The 13274-nt window shown below is 54.3% G+C and carries 11 protein-coding genes and 4 pseudogenes; 7 read left to right on the top strand and 8 right to left on the bottom strand.

The genetic code is table 11. The features are described 5' to 3' along the window. Nucleotides 1-223 precede the first annotated feature (223 nt). Both AC07OG_RS06710 and AC07OG_RS06715 read right to left on the bottom strand, forming a co-directional pair. Nucleotides 224-529 carry a PepSY domain-containing protein gene (locus AC07OG_RS06710; protein ID WP_495066508.1) on the bottom strand — a complete coding sequence of 102 codons (306 nt, stop codon included), beginning with the start codon at nt 527-529 and terminating at the stop codon, nt 224-226. Between the two features lie 157 nt (nt 530-686). Next, nucleotides 687-1814 (bottom strand): glycerophosphodiester phosphodiesterase, encoded by a 1128-nt coding sequence (locus AC07OG_RS06715; protein WP_495066509.1) that lies wholly within the window; start codon nt 1812-1814, stop codon nt 687-689. Nucleotides 1815-2033: 219 nt separating this feature from the next. Between AC07OG_RS06715 and AC07OG_RS06720 the strand changes: the two genes are divergently transcribed. Next, nucleotides 2034-2360: a DUF2025 family protein gene (locus AC07OG_RS06720; protein ID WP_060539759.1), complete on the top strand. Its 327-nt coding sequence runs from the start codon at nt 2034-2036 to the stop codon at nt 2358-2360. A gap of 228 nt (nt 2361-2588) precedes the next feature. Here the strand turns inward: AC07OG_RS06720 and AC07OG_RS06725 are convergent, their stop codons facing one another. Continuing rightward, the gene (locus AC07OG_RS06725) at nt 2589-3128 is read right to left on the bottom strand and encodes a DUF1003 domain-containing protein (RefSeq protein ID WP_495066510.1); all 540 of its coding nucleotides are present in this window, start codon (nt 3126-3128) and stop codon (nt 2589-2591) included. Nucleotides 3129-3428: 300 nt separating this feature from the next. Between AC07OG_RS06725 and AC07OG_RS06730 the strand changes: the two genes are divergently transcribed. Continuing rightward, nucleotides 3429-4937 (top strand): amidase family protein, encoded by a 1509-nt coding sequence (locus tag AC07OG_RS06730; RefSeq protein ID WP_495066511.1) that lies wholly within the window; start codon nt 3429-3431, stop codon nt 4935-4937. A gap of 7 nt (nt 4938-4944) precedes the next feature. Here AC07OG_RS06730 and AC07OG_RS06735 read toward each other — a convergent pair. Continuing rightward, a pseudogene (locus AC07OG_RS06735) lies at nt 4945-5067 on the bottom strand (transcriptional regulator); the annotation flags it as partial. Next, nucleotides 5054-5371 carry a helix-turn-helix domain-containing protein gene (locus tag AC07OG_RS06740; protein ID WP_060539721.1) on the bottom strand — a complete coding sequence of 106 codons (318 nt, stop codon included), beginning with the start codon at nt 5369-5371 and terminating at the stop codon, nt 5054-5056. The pseudogene AC07OG_RS06735 and the gene AC07OG_RS06740, both read right to left, overlap by 14 nt. A 241-nt stretch (nt 5372-5612) precedes the next feature. Between AC07OG_RS06740 and AC07OG_RS06745 the strand changes: the two are divergent. Then, nucleotides 5613-5969: pseudogene (locus AC07OG_RS06745) on the top strand (hypothetical protein); the annotation flags it as partial. 101 nt (nt 5970-6070) lie between these two features. Beyond that, a complete protein-coding gene (locus tag AC07OG_RS06750; RefSeq protein WP_495066512.1) occupies nt 6071-6862 on the top strand; it encodes a carbon-nitrogen hydrolase family protein in 792 nt (263 codons plus the stop codon). On the opposite strand, the pseudogene AC07OG_RS06755 reads toward AC07OG_RS06750, so the two are convergent. Then, nucleotides 6835-7248: pseudogene (locus AC07OG_RS06755) on the bottom strand (IS66 family transposase); the annotation flags it as partial. The gene AC07OG_RS06750 and the pseudogene AC07OG_RS06755 overlap by 28 nt on opposite strands. Nucleotides 7249-7253: 5 nt before the next feature. On the opposite strand from AC07OG_RS06755, the pseudogene AC07OG_RS06760 reads away from it, so the two are divergent. Next, nucleotides 7254-7496: pseudogene (locus AC07OG_RS06760) on the top strand (DUF6933 domain-containing protein); the annotation flags it as partial. A gap of 6 nt (nt 7497-7502) precedes the next feature. Here AC07OG_RS06760 and AC07OG_RS06765 read toward each other — a convergent pair. After that, entirely contained in the window at nt 7503-8471 is a 969-nt protein-coding gene (locus tag AC07OG_RS06765) for a hypothetical protein (protein WP_495066513.1), read from the bottom strand. 441 nt (nt 8472-8912) lie between these two features. On the opposite strand from AC07OG_RS06765, the gene AC07OG_RS06770 reads away from it, so the two are divergent. Both AC07OG_RS06770 and AC07OG_RS06775 read left to right on the top strand, forming a co-directional pair. After that, nucleotides 8913-11018 (top strand): DUF8426 domain-containing protein, encoded by a 2106-nt coding sequence (locus AC07OG_RS06770; RefSeq protein WP_495066514.1) that lies wholly within the window; start codon nt 8913-8915, stop codon nt 11016-11018. After that, nucleotides 11015-12310 (top strand): McrC family protein, encoded by a 1296-nt coding sequence (locus AC07OG_RS06775; RefSeq protein WP_495066515.1) that lies wholly within the window; start codon nt 11015-11017, stop codon nt 12308-12310. Before AC07OG_RS06770 ends, AC07OG_RS06775 begins: the two co-directional genes overlap by 4 nt. A 68-nt stretch (nt 12311-12378) precedes the next feature. Here the strand turns inward: AC07OG_RS06775 and AC07OG_RS06780 are convergent, their stop codons facing one another. Next, on the bottom strand, nt 12379-12876 hold the full coding sequence (locus AC07OG_RS06780) for a BRO-N domain-containing protein (RefSeq protein ID WP_060539726.1): 498 nt from the start codon (nt 12874-12876) through the stop codon (nt 12379-12381). Nucleotides 12877-13274: the final 398 nt, after the last annotated feature.

Consider the following 13274-nt stretch of genomic DNA (forward strand, 5'->3'; position numbering starts at 1 on the left):
CACCCAATACAGATAGCACAAAACCTGCAGTAGCCGGCTTGCTGGCGATGGACTCAATCACGCCGCGTATTTCTGGTTTGCACGCGTTCGCCGGCAAGTCGGATCACCGCACCGCAGCTCTCGCAAGAACGCGCATACGAGTCGAAAATGCTGACCCGCAAACCACTGACCAAAAAAAAGCCGCACGATCATGAGATCGCGCGGCTTTCGGGGTGTGGCTGAATCAGTTGTCTTGCTTGTTTTTCAGGACTTCGCCAGTGGCGGCATTCAGGTCCACGTCCCACTCAACGCCTTTGGCGTCACGCAATTCAACTTCGTACTCGTAGCTGTTGAAGTGGTTGTCCAGATCGCTGTCGGTGATCGTCGCACCCGGGTGCAGCTTCATCACGATCTGGTTCAGTTCTTCCAGCGGTTTGATCTTCCCGTCCTTGACCAACTGAGGAATCTGATCGACAGGAACATCGGCTTGGGCCAGGCCGGCGGTGAGGGTCAGGGCGGCGGCAGTGAACAAAGCAGTCAGGGTCTTCATGGGATTCTTTCCTTGGTTGAACTGTTTAAGTGAGATCAGGTTAGCCTGTGTAACTTAATCCACCCTTAAAATGCCCGGCATGTCCTGAATCAATCCCCGGGCAACGCAAAACCTGTGGGAGTGAGCCTGCTCGCGATGGGCTCACCTCGGTCCAGCATCAATACCCATTATTGAGCAGCACCTGCTCCACACCGACTACTGCCGGGCGTTTATAGAACTTCAATAACTCACCGGCCCGATTGGTAAAGATGCCATCCACCCCGGCTTCCATGACCTTCTGATAATCCACCGCATCATCGACGGTGTAGACGTGCACCAGCAGACCTTGGTTGTGGGTGTACTCATTCATCCACGGCTGCACCAAATCCGAATAACTCTGATCGCCACCCTGGGTCAGCGCGGCGGACGGACCGGTACCGATCGCGCCCTGGGCCTTGGCGTAGTCGACCCAGCGCTGGAATTCGGCTTTGTCTTTCGGTTCCTGCTTCGCGTAGTAAGCCGCTTTGTCCTTATCGCCGGACTCGACAAAGGTCACCTTCGACTTGGGCTCGATACTGCCTTCGCCAACCCACAGCAGCAGGATTTTCGGCACGTTCGGCATTTCCTGTTGCAGCAGTTCCAGGCTGCTCTTCTCAAAGGTTTGCAGCACCACCTTGCCTTTGCCCTGGCCGACCGCCAAGGCACTTTTGCCCAGGGTCGAACCGTTCGGGCTCAGCCAGCCACGGTCCTGGAGTTTGTCCTTGAGATCACGCTCGATGCCGGGGAACTGCTTGGGCTCCTTGGTCTCGATGTACAGCCCCGGTTTGTGCCGCGGGCTGCCCTGGGCGATATCGATGATTTCGTCCAGGGTCAGGATTTTCAGGCCGGCGAAGGCCGGGCGTGCGCGCTCCGGGTAAGCAGTATTGAACCAGCTGCCGGCGTCGAGGGTTTTCAGTTCGGCCATGGTGAACGCGTTGGCCGGGCTGTCCTTGCGCTCGGGGAATTTGCTGGCGACGTCAGTGGTGCGTTGCAGGTTGTTGTCGTGCAGGGCGAACAGCACGCCATCCTTGCTGCGTTGCAGGTCCAGTTCCAGATAGTCGGCGCCCAGGTCGCGGGCGACTTTGTAGGCAGCGGCAGTGGATTCCGGGGCATCGAACGACGCGCCCCGGTGAGCGATCACCGCCGGGTGCGGGATACCCAGGTGGCTGGCCAGGGCCTTGGGGCTTGGCTCGCTGGCCGCCTGTGCCTGGCCGAGGGCGAGCAGCAGACCCAGCAGCAGGGCACTTTTGTTGAAGGTAAGGGGCATGTTCGAGTTCCTTTCGCAGTGGCTTTTCAAGAAGGTCTCTTTTAACAACTGAGCGCAAAGGGCGCTATCGCAGGACCGACACAAACCTGTGCAAAGCAGAATTTTTCAGCGCTTTTGTGCGGTTATTTGCAGTACTCTTGGCCAGGCCATTTCCCCGCAGAGGGAAATCCTGTCTGCCTGCCTCGCGTGTAAACCTTTATGACTTTTTTGGGGTTTACCATGCGCATCACTTCCCAGCTCATCTGTCAGGCCGCCGATCAACTCAATGGCTTCGTCGGCCTCAACCGCAAGACTGGCCATTACATCGTGCGCTTCAGCGAAGACTCGTTCGGCATGGACGTGGCGGACGACGGCATCATTCCTGCCAGTGAATTCGTCTGGGCCCCCGGCCCCGAACAGACCATGACCCTAAAACGTGAGTTGATTCAGTTGCTGCTGGATCAGAACATCGACGAGCGGATCAACATCACCGAGCCGTTGCGGGTGTACATGAATCGGCGGGAAGTGCCGGAGATAGCGGCGGTGCGCAGGGTGGTGCGGGGTTGATGCTGTTGTGCTGACGGGTCTGGCCCCATCGCGAGCAGGCTCGCTCCCACAATGTCCGTGTCGAACACAAAAGCCGTGGACGCCACTGAACCTGAGCGAGCCTGCTCGCGATGGCGGCCTCAAGCACACCACATCATCTACAGGCTAAACCCTTACCGCTCCAGCATCCGCGCAGCCGCTTCGGCCTTTGACGAGTTGGGGCGGGCGTTGAAACCGGCGTAAAAACGATCAGGTTTTCGGCGCGTCCTTGCGCACGAAGTGTTGATGCATTTCCGAAGTCAGGCTTTCGATGCGCTCGGTCAGGACCTTGGTCATTTCCGTGAGACGAGTGTTTTGCTCAAGCAGCTCCAGTAGTTGCGCGGTGTTCTGTGCCGCCTGTGCCTGTCGCTCACTGTTGGCGACCGCCAGCGCTTCGCGGTGTTGCGCATCGGCTTCAGACAGGGCTTTGTCCCGCGCCGCCTGACGGGTCTGGGCCAACAGAATCAAGGGCGCGGCGTAGGCCGCTTGCAGGCTGAACGCCAGGTTCAGCAGGATGAACGGATAGACATCGAAGTGGGTAACGCCAGACAGATTTAGGCAAATCCAGACCAGCACAATCAGCGTTTGTGCACCGAGAAAGGTTGGTGTGCCGAAGAACCGCGCAAAGGCCTCGGCGCGCAGCGCAAACTTGTCATTGCCAAAGGTCGGCGCCAGATGGGCGTGGTGGCGGTGGAAGCGCAGGTGATCCACCGGCGCTGCAGTTGCGGTGTCAGTAGGCTTGCTGGTCATGGCGTTCTCTGATCGTGCTGGGGCTGGGCTTAACTATAACCGTCGTGCGAGCTGGCTGTTGCCAATCCACAGCTGCACGTTCGATCTCAGCCACTGAGGGCAGGTGCCTGAGGGACGGAAGTTGAGCAGCAGGTTTATGAGGATTAAAGAGAGCGTCGGGTAAAACAATTACAGAGTCGGACGAGTATTCCGACGAGATCCGAAGCCGAGTGATGACGGACATTTCCAGACGCTTCTGTAGGCTGGAAAGCGAATGAGCTCATTCATTCACTAACGGTCATCTACAGGGATCTCTACTACATGGAAGTAACAATTAAAGGCTGCATGACGCGGCTGGCTCAGGTTGTTTTGCTGTCGATCGCGAGCGTAACCCACGCTCAAACGTCCGGGCTGGAATATTTAACGGTCGATGAACTCGGCTCCAACATGGAGCAAGGCCAGCTCACAGCCGTGGCGCTTGTACGCCATCTGCATCAGCGTATCGAGGCGCTGGATAAAAGCGGGCCGGCGATCAACTCGATCATCGAACTCAACCCCGATGCACTGGCCATCGCCGAGTCCCTGGACAAGGAGCGAAAAGCCGGGCATGTACGCAGTCCACTGCATGGCATCCCGGTGCTGCTGAAGGACAACATCGACACCTCTGACGAAATGCAGACCAGCGCAGGTTCGTTGGCACTGGTTGGGCAACCTGCGGCACAGGATGCGTTCATCGTGCAGCGACTGAGAGCTGCCGGGGCAATCATTTTGGGGAAAACCAACCTCAGCGAGTGGGCAAACTTTCGCGACCCCGCCATCCCCGATGGCTGGAGCGGGCGAGGCGGGCAAACCAAAAATCCGCACCTGCTGAGTGAGACGCCGTGCGGCTCAAGTTCCGGCTCCGCCGCAGCTGTCGCGGCCGGTTTTGCGCCATTGACCGTCGGCACAGAAACGGCCGGCTCGATCATCTGCCCTGCGTCGCTCAACGGTGTGGTAGGTCTCAAGCCTACCGTGGGTTTACTGAGCCGTAGTGGCATCGTTCCAGTGACGCATAAACTCGATACACCAGGCCCTATAACCCGCACGGTTCGCGATGCCGCATTGCTTCTGAACGCCATGACTGGCAACGACCCGGCTGACCCGATCAGAAGACCTCCAGGCGTCGATACAACGGACTATACGGCTCTGCTACGCCCTGATGCGTTGGTGGGGCGCCGTATCGGTTTCCCGATGAAGTTCGACAATAGCCCTGAGGGGCTCGAAAGTGATCCGCAGTTTTCCCAGGCGCTGGAAGTCATACAGGCTGCCGGCGCCAAATTGATTCCTGTAGAACTCGTTGATCCAATATCAGAGCGGGTCGAAGAGGCGATGTGGATGGGCATCAAGCGTGATCTGCCTCGGTATCTGGCGACACGCACCGCACTGGCTGCACCCACGCTGGAAGCTATCGTGCAGTTCAACGAGGACACGCCTGGCACCATGAACTACGGACAAACCACCCTGATCGCGGCCAGCGCCATTGATTTTGACGAGGACGCCTACAACGACCTGTGGCAGAAAATCCAGAGTGAAAACGCGACGGTCATCGATGCTTTATTGAAAACCCATCAACTGGACGCCTTGGTGCTGGACGTAGGCTCCCCCGGTTTGAACGTCATACCGCTGGCAGGCTACCCCGGCATCATGATGCCGTCGGGCATCGACGCCGATGGCCTGCCAACCTCAGTGTTTTTCTACGGCACCCGCTGGAGCGAAGCCAAGCTATTGGCGATGGCCTACGGTTACGAACAAGCCTCACACGCACGACAAGCACCGGCTTTCAAACCCTGATCATGCACTAGGCAAACACCACTTCAATACGGCCCTCTTTGCGAGTGCGGGGGGCCGATTTGACAACGATTTGCACATCGCGCCCGAGGAGTAACAGGCACTCCATCATCTTGGCCTCACTCAACCATCGCAAAATCCGCTCGCCCCACCGGGTTCGGAGTGGTCCCTCTCACATTCATCCCACGCCCCGGCGCAAATCCCGGGAAGAACGCCAGCCCTTCAGACTCGAACCGATACGCCAACGCCAACCGCGTGACATCCAGCACCTCCTTGCGCGCCTCAAAGCGCTCAATGGCCTCCACCGAAACCCCGGATTCACGGGACAACTCCTCCACACTCCAGCCCAGCATCGCTCGGGCCTGGGCGCAGTGGGCCGGGGTGAATTGGAAGAGGGCGATACGTTCCAGGGTGATTTTCATCGCTTGAGAGGCCATGGTGTTCTCCGGGCTCGAGAGTGCTGATTCAAAATGTACTGTGTTTTTGTACAGTTGTTTTGAGGCGGAATCAAATGGATTTTTGTTTTCTACGGTTTCGCGTCTTTGCTCCTGACGAGCGGTCATGTCGCCCTGATGGCGAAATGGAGCATGTGGACCCGAAGTGAAAATGAGGGTTGGTTCATCATGTTTTTTCGCAACAATCAGCGTGCCGATGTCCAAATCTTTGAAGGAGGACGTCATGTCGATTGCTGAAAGTGACTGGAGAAAATTCAAGGCGCTTCGCCAGATTGCCCTCGATCGTTTTTGTCAGGGGGTTCTTGCCGATGCCAAGGCAATCGCCCAGCATGGGGCGCTTTCAGCTCATGCTCGATATGGCATGCTCTACGGTTTGATCCAGGACCGTAACAAGGACATGTACCGCGCCTTCGACGCGAACAGCCAATCCCGTTCCAGTGCGCTCAGAGGCTTGAGCTTGATGGTTAAGCATGACTTGCTCACCGAGGCGCAGCTATCCGTTCTCAGTGAAGAAGCGCGGGATTACATCTCGGAAACCGTTCGCCAACCTTATGAGCTTGAGTGGGTCGACGAGATCGTAATATGTCTTCTACAAACGCGACCATGCGCTTTACCCCAGGGAACGCGCTGTGGCGTGGAAATCGGGGCCACGTTAGGATTGTGCTCTTTTTGGAGACGCTCATGTCGGCACCAATTTTTGCTGCAGCCCAATGCGCCGTTCGTGCTGGCGATATCAGTGCCAACCTGACGCTGCACATGGATTTCATGCAGCACGCCCGCGAGCAGGGGGTGGGGCTATTACTCTTTCCCGAGTTATCGCTCACAGGATATGAACCAACCTTGGCTGAAGCCTTGGCGCAGGATATAGATAGCCCACTTCTCTCCCCCTTGCGACACCTTGCGCGGGAAGCCTCCATGACCACGGTAGTGGGTTTACCGTTGCGCCTACCCGGTTATGACAAACCGCTAATTGCAGCTTTCATACTCCACCAAGATGGCTCGATTGGTGTCTATACCAAGCAGCATTTACACCCTGGCGAAGAGCAATTCTTTAGTGCGGGTAATGGGGGTGATTTGATGCTTATCGCCGACTTACCCATAGCCCTATCGGTGTGTGCTGATTTCAGTCACCCGGAACATTCATCACACGCTGCAAAACAAGGCGCGCAGTTGTATGCCGCTAGTGTGCTCATCGGTGAAACTGGTTATTCACGCGATAGCTCGCTATTGCAGAACTGCTCAAAGCGTCATGGAATGGCCGTGCTCATGGCGAATCATGGCGGCCCGACCGGTGGGTGGGCTGCTGCTGGGCAGAGCGCGTTTTGGAATGAGCAGGGTCAATGCGTTGCGTCCACGGACGGCGTGGGGAACCGGTTGCTGATCGTCTCGAAACAGCTTCATGGGTGGCAAGGTTTCGAAACTTCAGTATCCGTTACTTCCCAAACTATGGGCACCGCCCCGTCATCGAGGTAGAGCGACAGCGCTGCCCAGCGTTTCAGGCTGTAATCCAGTGCTCTGCTGATCGCTGAACCTTCGGGCATGAGATCGCGCTGGGCGATCATCCAGGCATGCATTGCTTCCATCACAGGCACAGCCTTTTCTTCCCGTATTCGACGGCGTAAATCCGGTTCCAGGTCGTGGATTTCACTTTCGATTTCGTAAAGCAACTGGATGTAGCGCAGGGCTAGCTCTGCGAGCAGGCTCTTGTTGGTGGCATGCAGTTCGAGGCTGGCCTTGTAACCACCAAAATCATCGCAGCCCAGCTTGCCCTTCCAGCCTTGCGGGAAGTTGCGAGCATGCTCACCGGCGCGGCTGGGGCTGTAGTCGTAAACGACTGCCGCTGTTTCGCAGAATTGGCTGACTTGGCCGGACGGTTACGGACGAGTTTTCAGCTGGACGCTTCGATAGCGATATGAATGACACGCCTCGAAGCAGCAAGGGGCACAAGGATTATTACTACCCGGATGAGGAGATGGTCGCTCATTGGCTGCGTCGATACGCAGGCCTTGATGAGTCCCGTGTTCAAGCCGCTCTTGAGCGACGCAAGGAAGTGAAAAGGGAAATCCGGGCGCTTGAAGACCAGCTACGACAAACGCATGAATCGTAGCAGTCGTCAGCCCGTAAGCCCTGGAGCCTCGCGCACAATAAAGTGATCCAGGTTCTCGATGTTGGCACTGAACACCCCAAACGTCTGCTCGGGGTTTTTCTTGCTCGGCACCTGCTTCAACTCCGGCGTCACCCCATAAAAAAAGCAATACAACTCCCGCCCACTGTCTATGGCGTGCTTGATCTCCTCCAGGAACGCCTTGCGCTTGCGGTAGGTGTCGATCAGCTTCTTGTTCAGGTAAACATTGACCGAGTAAGGCTTCTTCTCGAACCAGACCTTCTTCTCGAAATCGATGCGAAAGCTCTGGGTGTAATCCTTGATCTGCTTGATCTTGCCCCAGTAAATCAGGCCCTTGTTGTCTTGCAGGTATTCGATCTTTTTGAAGAAGGAAGCGTAGGGCGCCGTGTGCTCGCCGATCTTCAGTGGCATGCGCTTGAGCAAGTCTTTGTCTTCGAAGTTGGAGACGAAGCACTCCACCGGGTGGGCGAAGATGCTGGTTTTGTCCGGCGCCGAAGGGTGGGCGGGATGCTCGGTGTCGCTGTTCGCTGAAGGTATTGCAGGCTCATCCCTTTGCACATCTGCAGCCACCGCCGGTTGTGACGGCTTACGCACATACGCACGCCGGGTCAGTAACAACTCCGACGGAAAATGTTCCTCGCGACTGTCAGCCGTTTCCGCACTATCCACCTCTGCGCCCGATGCTGGCGTCCTCAGACTGACATAAGGACAGCCCTCGACATGCCGCGTGCTCGGCAGGTTCTTGAAGTGCGGTGTTCGCACGTAATTCACGTTCTTGGCGTTGAAGGTTCCCAGTTCATTCGCGGCATCGAAGGCCAGACGGCAGGCATCGTTGGGGCACTGGAAGTGTTCCTTTGCGGAATCGAACGCCATGGTTTCGTCGAAATTCAGATCGCGTACGTCATAGATCGACAGTTTTTCGTCGAGGCTGAGGCAGTAGGCGAGGTCGAATTTCATGGTGGGTTCCAGTTTCTTTAGGTGACCAGCTTCCAGTGGTGGCGCATTCGAAGCAATAGCTACAAAGAGATCTCTTGGATATCACCGAGTCTTCATCGTCGTGTCTATGTGGCTGGCTTGCGGGGAGCGAGTCTGCTCGCGATGGCGTTGGTGGATATGGACCATGAGCTAAATCCGTCGCCGGAGTCCCCCGTGGAGTTCGCCCATGGAGCTTCTGCTTGATGAGTAGTGGTCGAATGCTTCCAATCTCCGCAGCAGAACCGCTTCTCTGTACTGCTTTACCCGTGATGCCAATGTAGTTACCGTTGTAGGATTAATCTCCTGCGCCTGTAGCCTGTTTCTATCGTCGGGTTCTGATTCCTATCACCACTTACCGACATTGATCGAGCCGCTACCACGCAATGCCCATTTTTTGCTCATGTAGCCAAGGATAGCGACTCGATGACTTCGCCCGCACTCAATCAGATCTTGTTTGGCCCACCTGGTACCGGGAAGACTTTCGCCACTATCGAGGCGGCGCTAGAAATCCTTGCTCCGGAGTTTCTTCAAACCAACAAAGAAAACCGAGCTGCACTGAAAAAACGCTTTGATGAGTTAGCTGCGGATGGACATGTCGAATTCGTCACATTTCATCAAAGCTTCAGCTACGAAGACTTCGTCGAAGGACTGCGCGCGGAAAGCGGAGACGACGGGCAATTGCGCTATGACGTTGTCGATGGTGTGTTCAAAAATTTGTGTACCACTGCCAGCGCAAAAGTCACCCAACAAGCGCCAGCGCCTATGGACATTGAGCGACGTCGTGTCTGGAAGATGTCGTTGGGGAACATTCACGGAGGCGATGCGTACATTTTTGATGAGTGCAAAGACAACAATTACGCCTTGCTTGGTTACGGCGGGAACATTGATTTCAGTGGATGCGAGAGCAGAGAGGACATAGCCCAACGCTTCGCAGAGGCAGGTGAAACTCTACCTCAAAATGCATATGGGATTACCGCTGTTCACAGCTTTCTACTGAAAATGAAAATTGGCGATTTGCTGGTCGTGACCGAGGGTAATACAAAGTTTCGGGCGATTGGTGAGGTGACTGGCGAGTACCGTTGCTTAAACCGCGAAGATCAAGGCTTCGAATACGGTCAATGCCGTTCGGTGAAATGGCTAAGAATTTATGAGCCGTCCTTGCCGCATGATCAGCTTATGAACGGAAAATTCACTCAACGCACGCTTTACGAACTAAGTTCTGGGTCGTTGGACCGGAGTAAACTTGCTCAACTGCTGGGGGCTAAATCTCCGGTTGTTACCGAAGAGCTTGGCTTGAATGGGCTGTTTAAGCTGGGTGAAAGCTTCGGAACTGGATACGTTGTAACTCATGCTTCCGACGATATAGTGGAGCTAAGCAAGCCCAAAGGTAATCAGTTGCCTGTAGGTATGAGTATCTTGAGTACGCTTGCAGGCTACGTGAGAGAAGGCCGTTTATCGATTGCAGATATACGTAATCGACTTCTCTTTAAAAAAGTACCGGAAACCAAACTGGATCCGCATCTGGTCAATGGTTATCTCAATATTTTGCCTGCCTTGGTGGAGCGATTGCTGGAGGCGTCGAGCACACGCCCGGCAAGGGCGGCAATACCTCCGCGAAATGATGCCCGCGTATTGATCATCGACGAAATAAATCGCGGCAATATCTCACGAATATTTGGTGAGTTGATCACGTTAATCGAGCCTTCTAAGCGGGCGGGAGCAGACGAGGCTCTGATAGTGACACTGCCGTACTCGAAGCAGCATTTCAGTATTCCAAGCAATGTTTATCTTATTGGCACAATGAATACCGCTGACCGTTCATTATCTGGCCTAGATATCGCATTGCGTCGTCGTTTCACTTTTCGCGAAATGCCGCCTAAGCCTGAACTGCTGGAAAATATTACCGTGGGTGGACTTTGCATTGGTCAACTTCTAAAGGTGATGAATCAGAGAATCGAAATGCTGCTAGATCGAGATCATTGTCTGGGACATGCTTATTTTATGCCCTTAGATAGTGACTCTACATTGGAGCGATTGGGACAAATTTTTCGTGAGCAGGTTCTCCCGCTTTTGCAGGAGTACTTTTTCGAAGATTGGCAGAGAATTCAGTGGGTACTCAACGATCATCGTAAATCCGCTGAGAATTGCTTTATCGAACAGCCACCATTCAAACCCGATTTGTTGTTTGGCGAGGAAGTGGCATTCAGTAACGAAAATAACCAATGGATGATCAATGAAGAAGCCTTTGCTCGGATCGAGTCCTATTGGGGGATCATTGATCATCAGGCGGTACTTCCAAAGCTGCAAGACTCTATCGAAGCTGAAAAAGGCGATATCCAAGTTCGTCAGCTTGAAAGTGGTTCAGTTGAAGTTTTACAGGGTGGGAAAGTCATTCGTCCCTCCAAGCCCTTACTGCGTGAACTTGCGGCGGAGCATAGCGTGACAACTCACTATTCAAGCGGTCGTGAGTTAAATACTCGTCAACTTGGTGTAGCAGTTATCCGAGCACTGAAAGGCGTGACGGCGTGAAACCCATCGTCACGGTTCGCGAATACGCGAGGCTGACGACGGATAACGTCGCCGTGCCAACGTTAGATCTTGCTCAGGTATCAGTTTCAGCCTTTGACTGGTTATGCAGGTTAAGTGCTTTTTTCAGCAAAGCCGGGGCAGGGCTGGTCCAACTCGAAAACCGTTGCTTACTCAAGCTCGACAACTACGTTGGCGTATTGGAAACGCCCTGTGGTACGCGCCTTGAGATTCTTCCCAAGCATTTCGAGCGAGAGGATTGCATCAAGCAAAGCAGAGCGTTGCTGAGACGCATGATCCAAGCTTCCCTAAATTTGCCCACCCGCGAAGTCGGTGCGGCGGATCTACAAGATTTCGATGCACCGTTGAGCGAATGGATCATGGGTCGATTTTTATTGGCTCTGGATCACTTGATCAAACGAGGGCTGCGTTTCGATTACCAGCGGGTAGAGGAAGAACAACGCTTTCTGCGTGGTCAGTTGGATGTGGTCAAGCAAATGCGGCAGCCACCTGGGCGTCAGCACAATTTTCAGATACGCCACGATATTTTCTTACCCGACCGCCCGGAAAATCGCTTACTTAAACTCGCGTTAGATCAGGTCTGCAAAGCCACCAAAGAGCCTCTTAACTGGCGACTAGCGCATGAGTTAAGAGGTATATTGTTAGAAGTACCGACAAGTCGTAACGCGCAACACGATTTCAAACAATGGAGTAACGAGCGACTGATGGCGCACTACGTACCAGTGAGGCCATGGTGCGAATTGATCATCAAGCAGCAGATGCCTTTAGCGGTCGCAGGGGATTGGCACGGCATGAGCTTGTTATTCCCTATGGAAAAGCTATTTGAGCGTTATGTAGCTGCGAGCCTAGATAGGGATCTATTTCACGATGCTCGACTGGTCACCCAGACGCATAGTGAGCATCTGTGTCGGCATAAGGGTAAAAATTTCTTTCAGTTGCGGCCGGACCTGATGATCCACCATCAGCAGAAAAGCTGGGTACTCGATACAAAATGGAAGCGGCTGAATTCCTCCGGAGAGAATAAAAACTACGGATTGAAACAATCGGATTTTTATCAGTTGTTCGCCTATGGTCATAGGTATTTATTAGGTGATGGGGAGTTGGTGCTGATCTACCCAAGACAAGCTGCATTTGATGCCCCCTTGCAGGTGTTCGAGTTCGCTCCACAACTGAAGCTCTGGGTGCTGCCATTTGATTTGGAACAGGGCATCTTGATTGGCGGGCCAGAGGGATTGCCGCTGCAATCTCAGTGGTTACAGACGGCGAGTGGGTAGTCGATTGGACGTTCGACTAGCAAGATCAGAATAGGGTGCAGAAGGTTGCACCCTTTTTGCGAGGCCTGTTAAAGCAGGAAAAACTGCGAAACCTTCCGCCACCATGACGTTTGCTGTTGACCCAGCAGTAAACAAGGCATATCCCGCAATCGAATCCAGGGCTCATCCCGCCATTGCAGCAGGCTCAGAGACATTTCTGGCCACTCGAGCAAACTCAACAAAGGGCGATCGGTATTTTCTGGCTGCTCTGCATCACGTAAGGCCGGCACCACTTGATGAGTGATCCACTCACGCAGCAAGCGATTTCCTGGCGCATAGTGATACACCAACAGCGCGTACACACCGGACTCGCTGAGCATCATCTGCTTTGCCGGTTGCCGGTAATACTCAATCCACAGCGAGCGGTACTGGTCTTTGTCTAGTTTGTTGACCATGCGCTCACTTAGATAGAAACCCATCAAGCGTCCGATATCGCGGGCACAAAACCATGGTTGGTTTTCCAGGAGGAGGGCGTGGAGAGGAAGGTTGTGGCGGGTGAAGGCTGTTACAGAGAAGAGATCAGACATAACCGATCCCCACAATGCGGAGAGTGACGAGATGGTTGTACTCAGGCATATCCATTACCTCTACGTTGGACTATGGCGGGCTTAACCCCAACGTAAAGTGGACATAAGAAGCTCCAACGAGCAAAAAGCCACACGCAGCCGTAAGATAAATCACCAGGGGTGACTACTTGTCTGTGTAATTGGCTAGCTTTCTACGTTGGGCGTTTCTTAGGCACCTAAGTAGAGCTTAGGGACGTTTCAAATATTGATCAATACGGATGGATCTGGGGTTGCTGTAGGAGCTTTTGCATTTGCTGAGAGTGTGAGTAAGAGTTTTCCTACTGTCTAGTCCTGAAATAGGTTTACACCTGTTTCAGTCTCAAAACGCCCGATGCACTGCATCGGGCGTTTTGTATTTC

The sequence above is a fragment of the Pseudomonas sp. GW821-FHT09H03 genome, from assembly GCF_059415945.1.

Bases quoted from the DNA above. Each gene is read 5' to 3' on its own strand.
- AC07OG_RS06710 (WP_495066508.1), bottom strand. From the start codon at position 529: ATGAAGACCCTGACTGCTTTGTTCACTGCCGCCGCCCTGACCCTCACC.
- AC07OG_RS06715 (WP_495066509.1), bottom strand. From the start codon at position 1,814: ATGCCCCTTACCTTCAACAAAAGTGCCCTGCTGCTGGGTCTGCTGCTC.
- AC07OG_RS06720 (WP_060539759.1), top strand. From the start codon at position 2,034: ATGCGCATCACTTCCCAGCTCATCTGTCAGGCCGCCGATCAACTCAAT.
- AC07OG_RS06725 (WP_495066510.1), bottom strand. From the start codon at position 3,128: ATGACCAGCAAGCCTACTGACACCGCAACTGCAGCGCCGGTGGATCAC.
- AC07OG_RS06730 (WP_495066511.1), top strand. From the start codon at position 3,429: ATGGAAGTAACAATTAAAGGCTGCATGACGCGGCTGGCTCAGGTTGTT.
- AC07OG_RS06740 (WP_060539721.1), bottom strand. From the start codon at position 5,371: ATGGCCTCTCAAGCGATGAAAATCACCCTGGAACGTATCGCCCTCTTC.
- AC07OG_RS06750 (WP_495066512.1), top strand. From the start codon at position 6,071: ATGTCGGCACCAATTTTTGCTGCAGCCCAATGCGCCGTTCGTGCTGGC.
- AC07OG_RS06765 (WP_495066513.1), bottom strand. From the start codon at position 8,471: ATGAAATTCGACCTCGCCTACTGCCTCAGCCTCGACGAAAAACTGTCG.
- AC07OG_RS06770 (WP_495066514.1), top strand. From the start codon at position 8,913: ATGACTTCGCCCGCACTCAATCAGATCTTGTTTGGCCCACCTGGTACC.
- AC07OG_RS06780 (WP_060539726.1), bottom strand. From the start codon at position 12,876: ATGTCTGATCTCTTCTCTGTAACAGCCTTCACCCGCCACAACCTTCCT.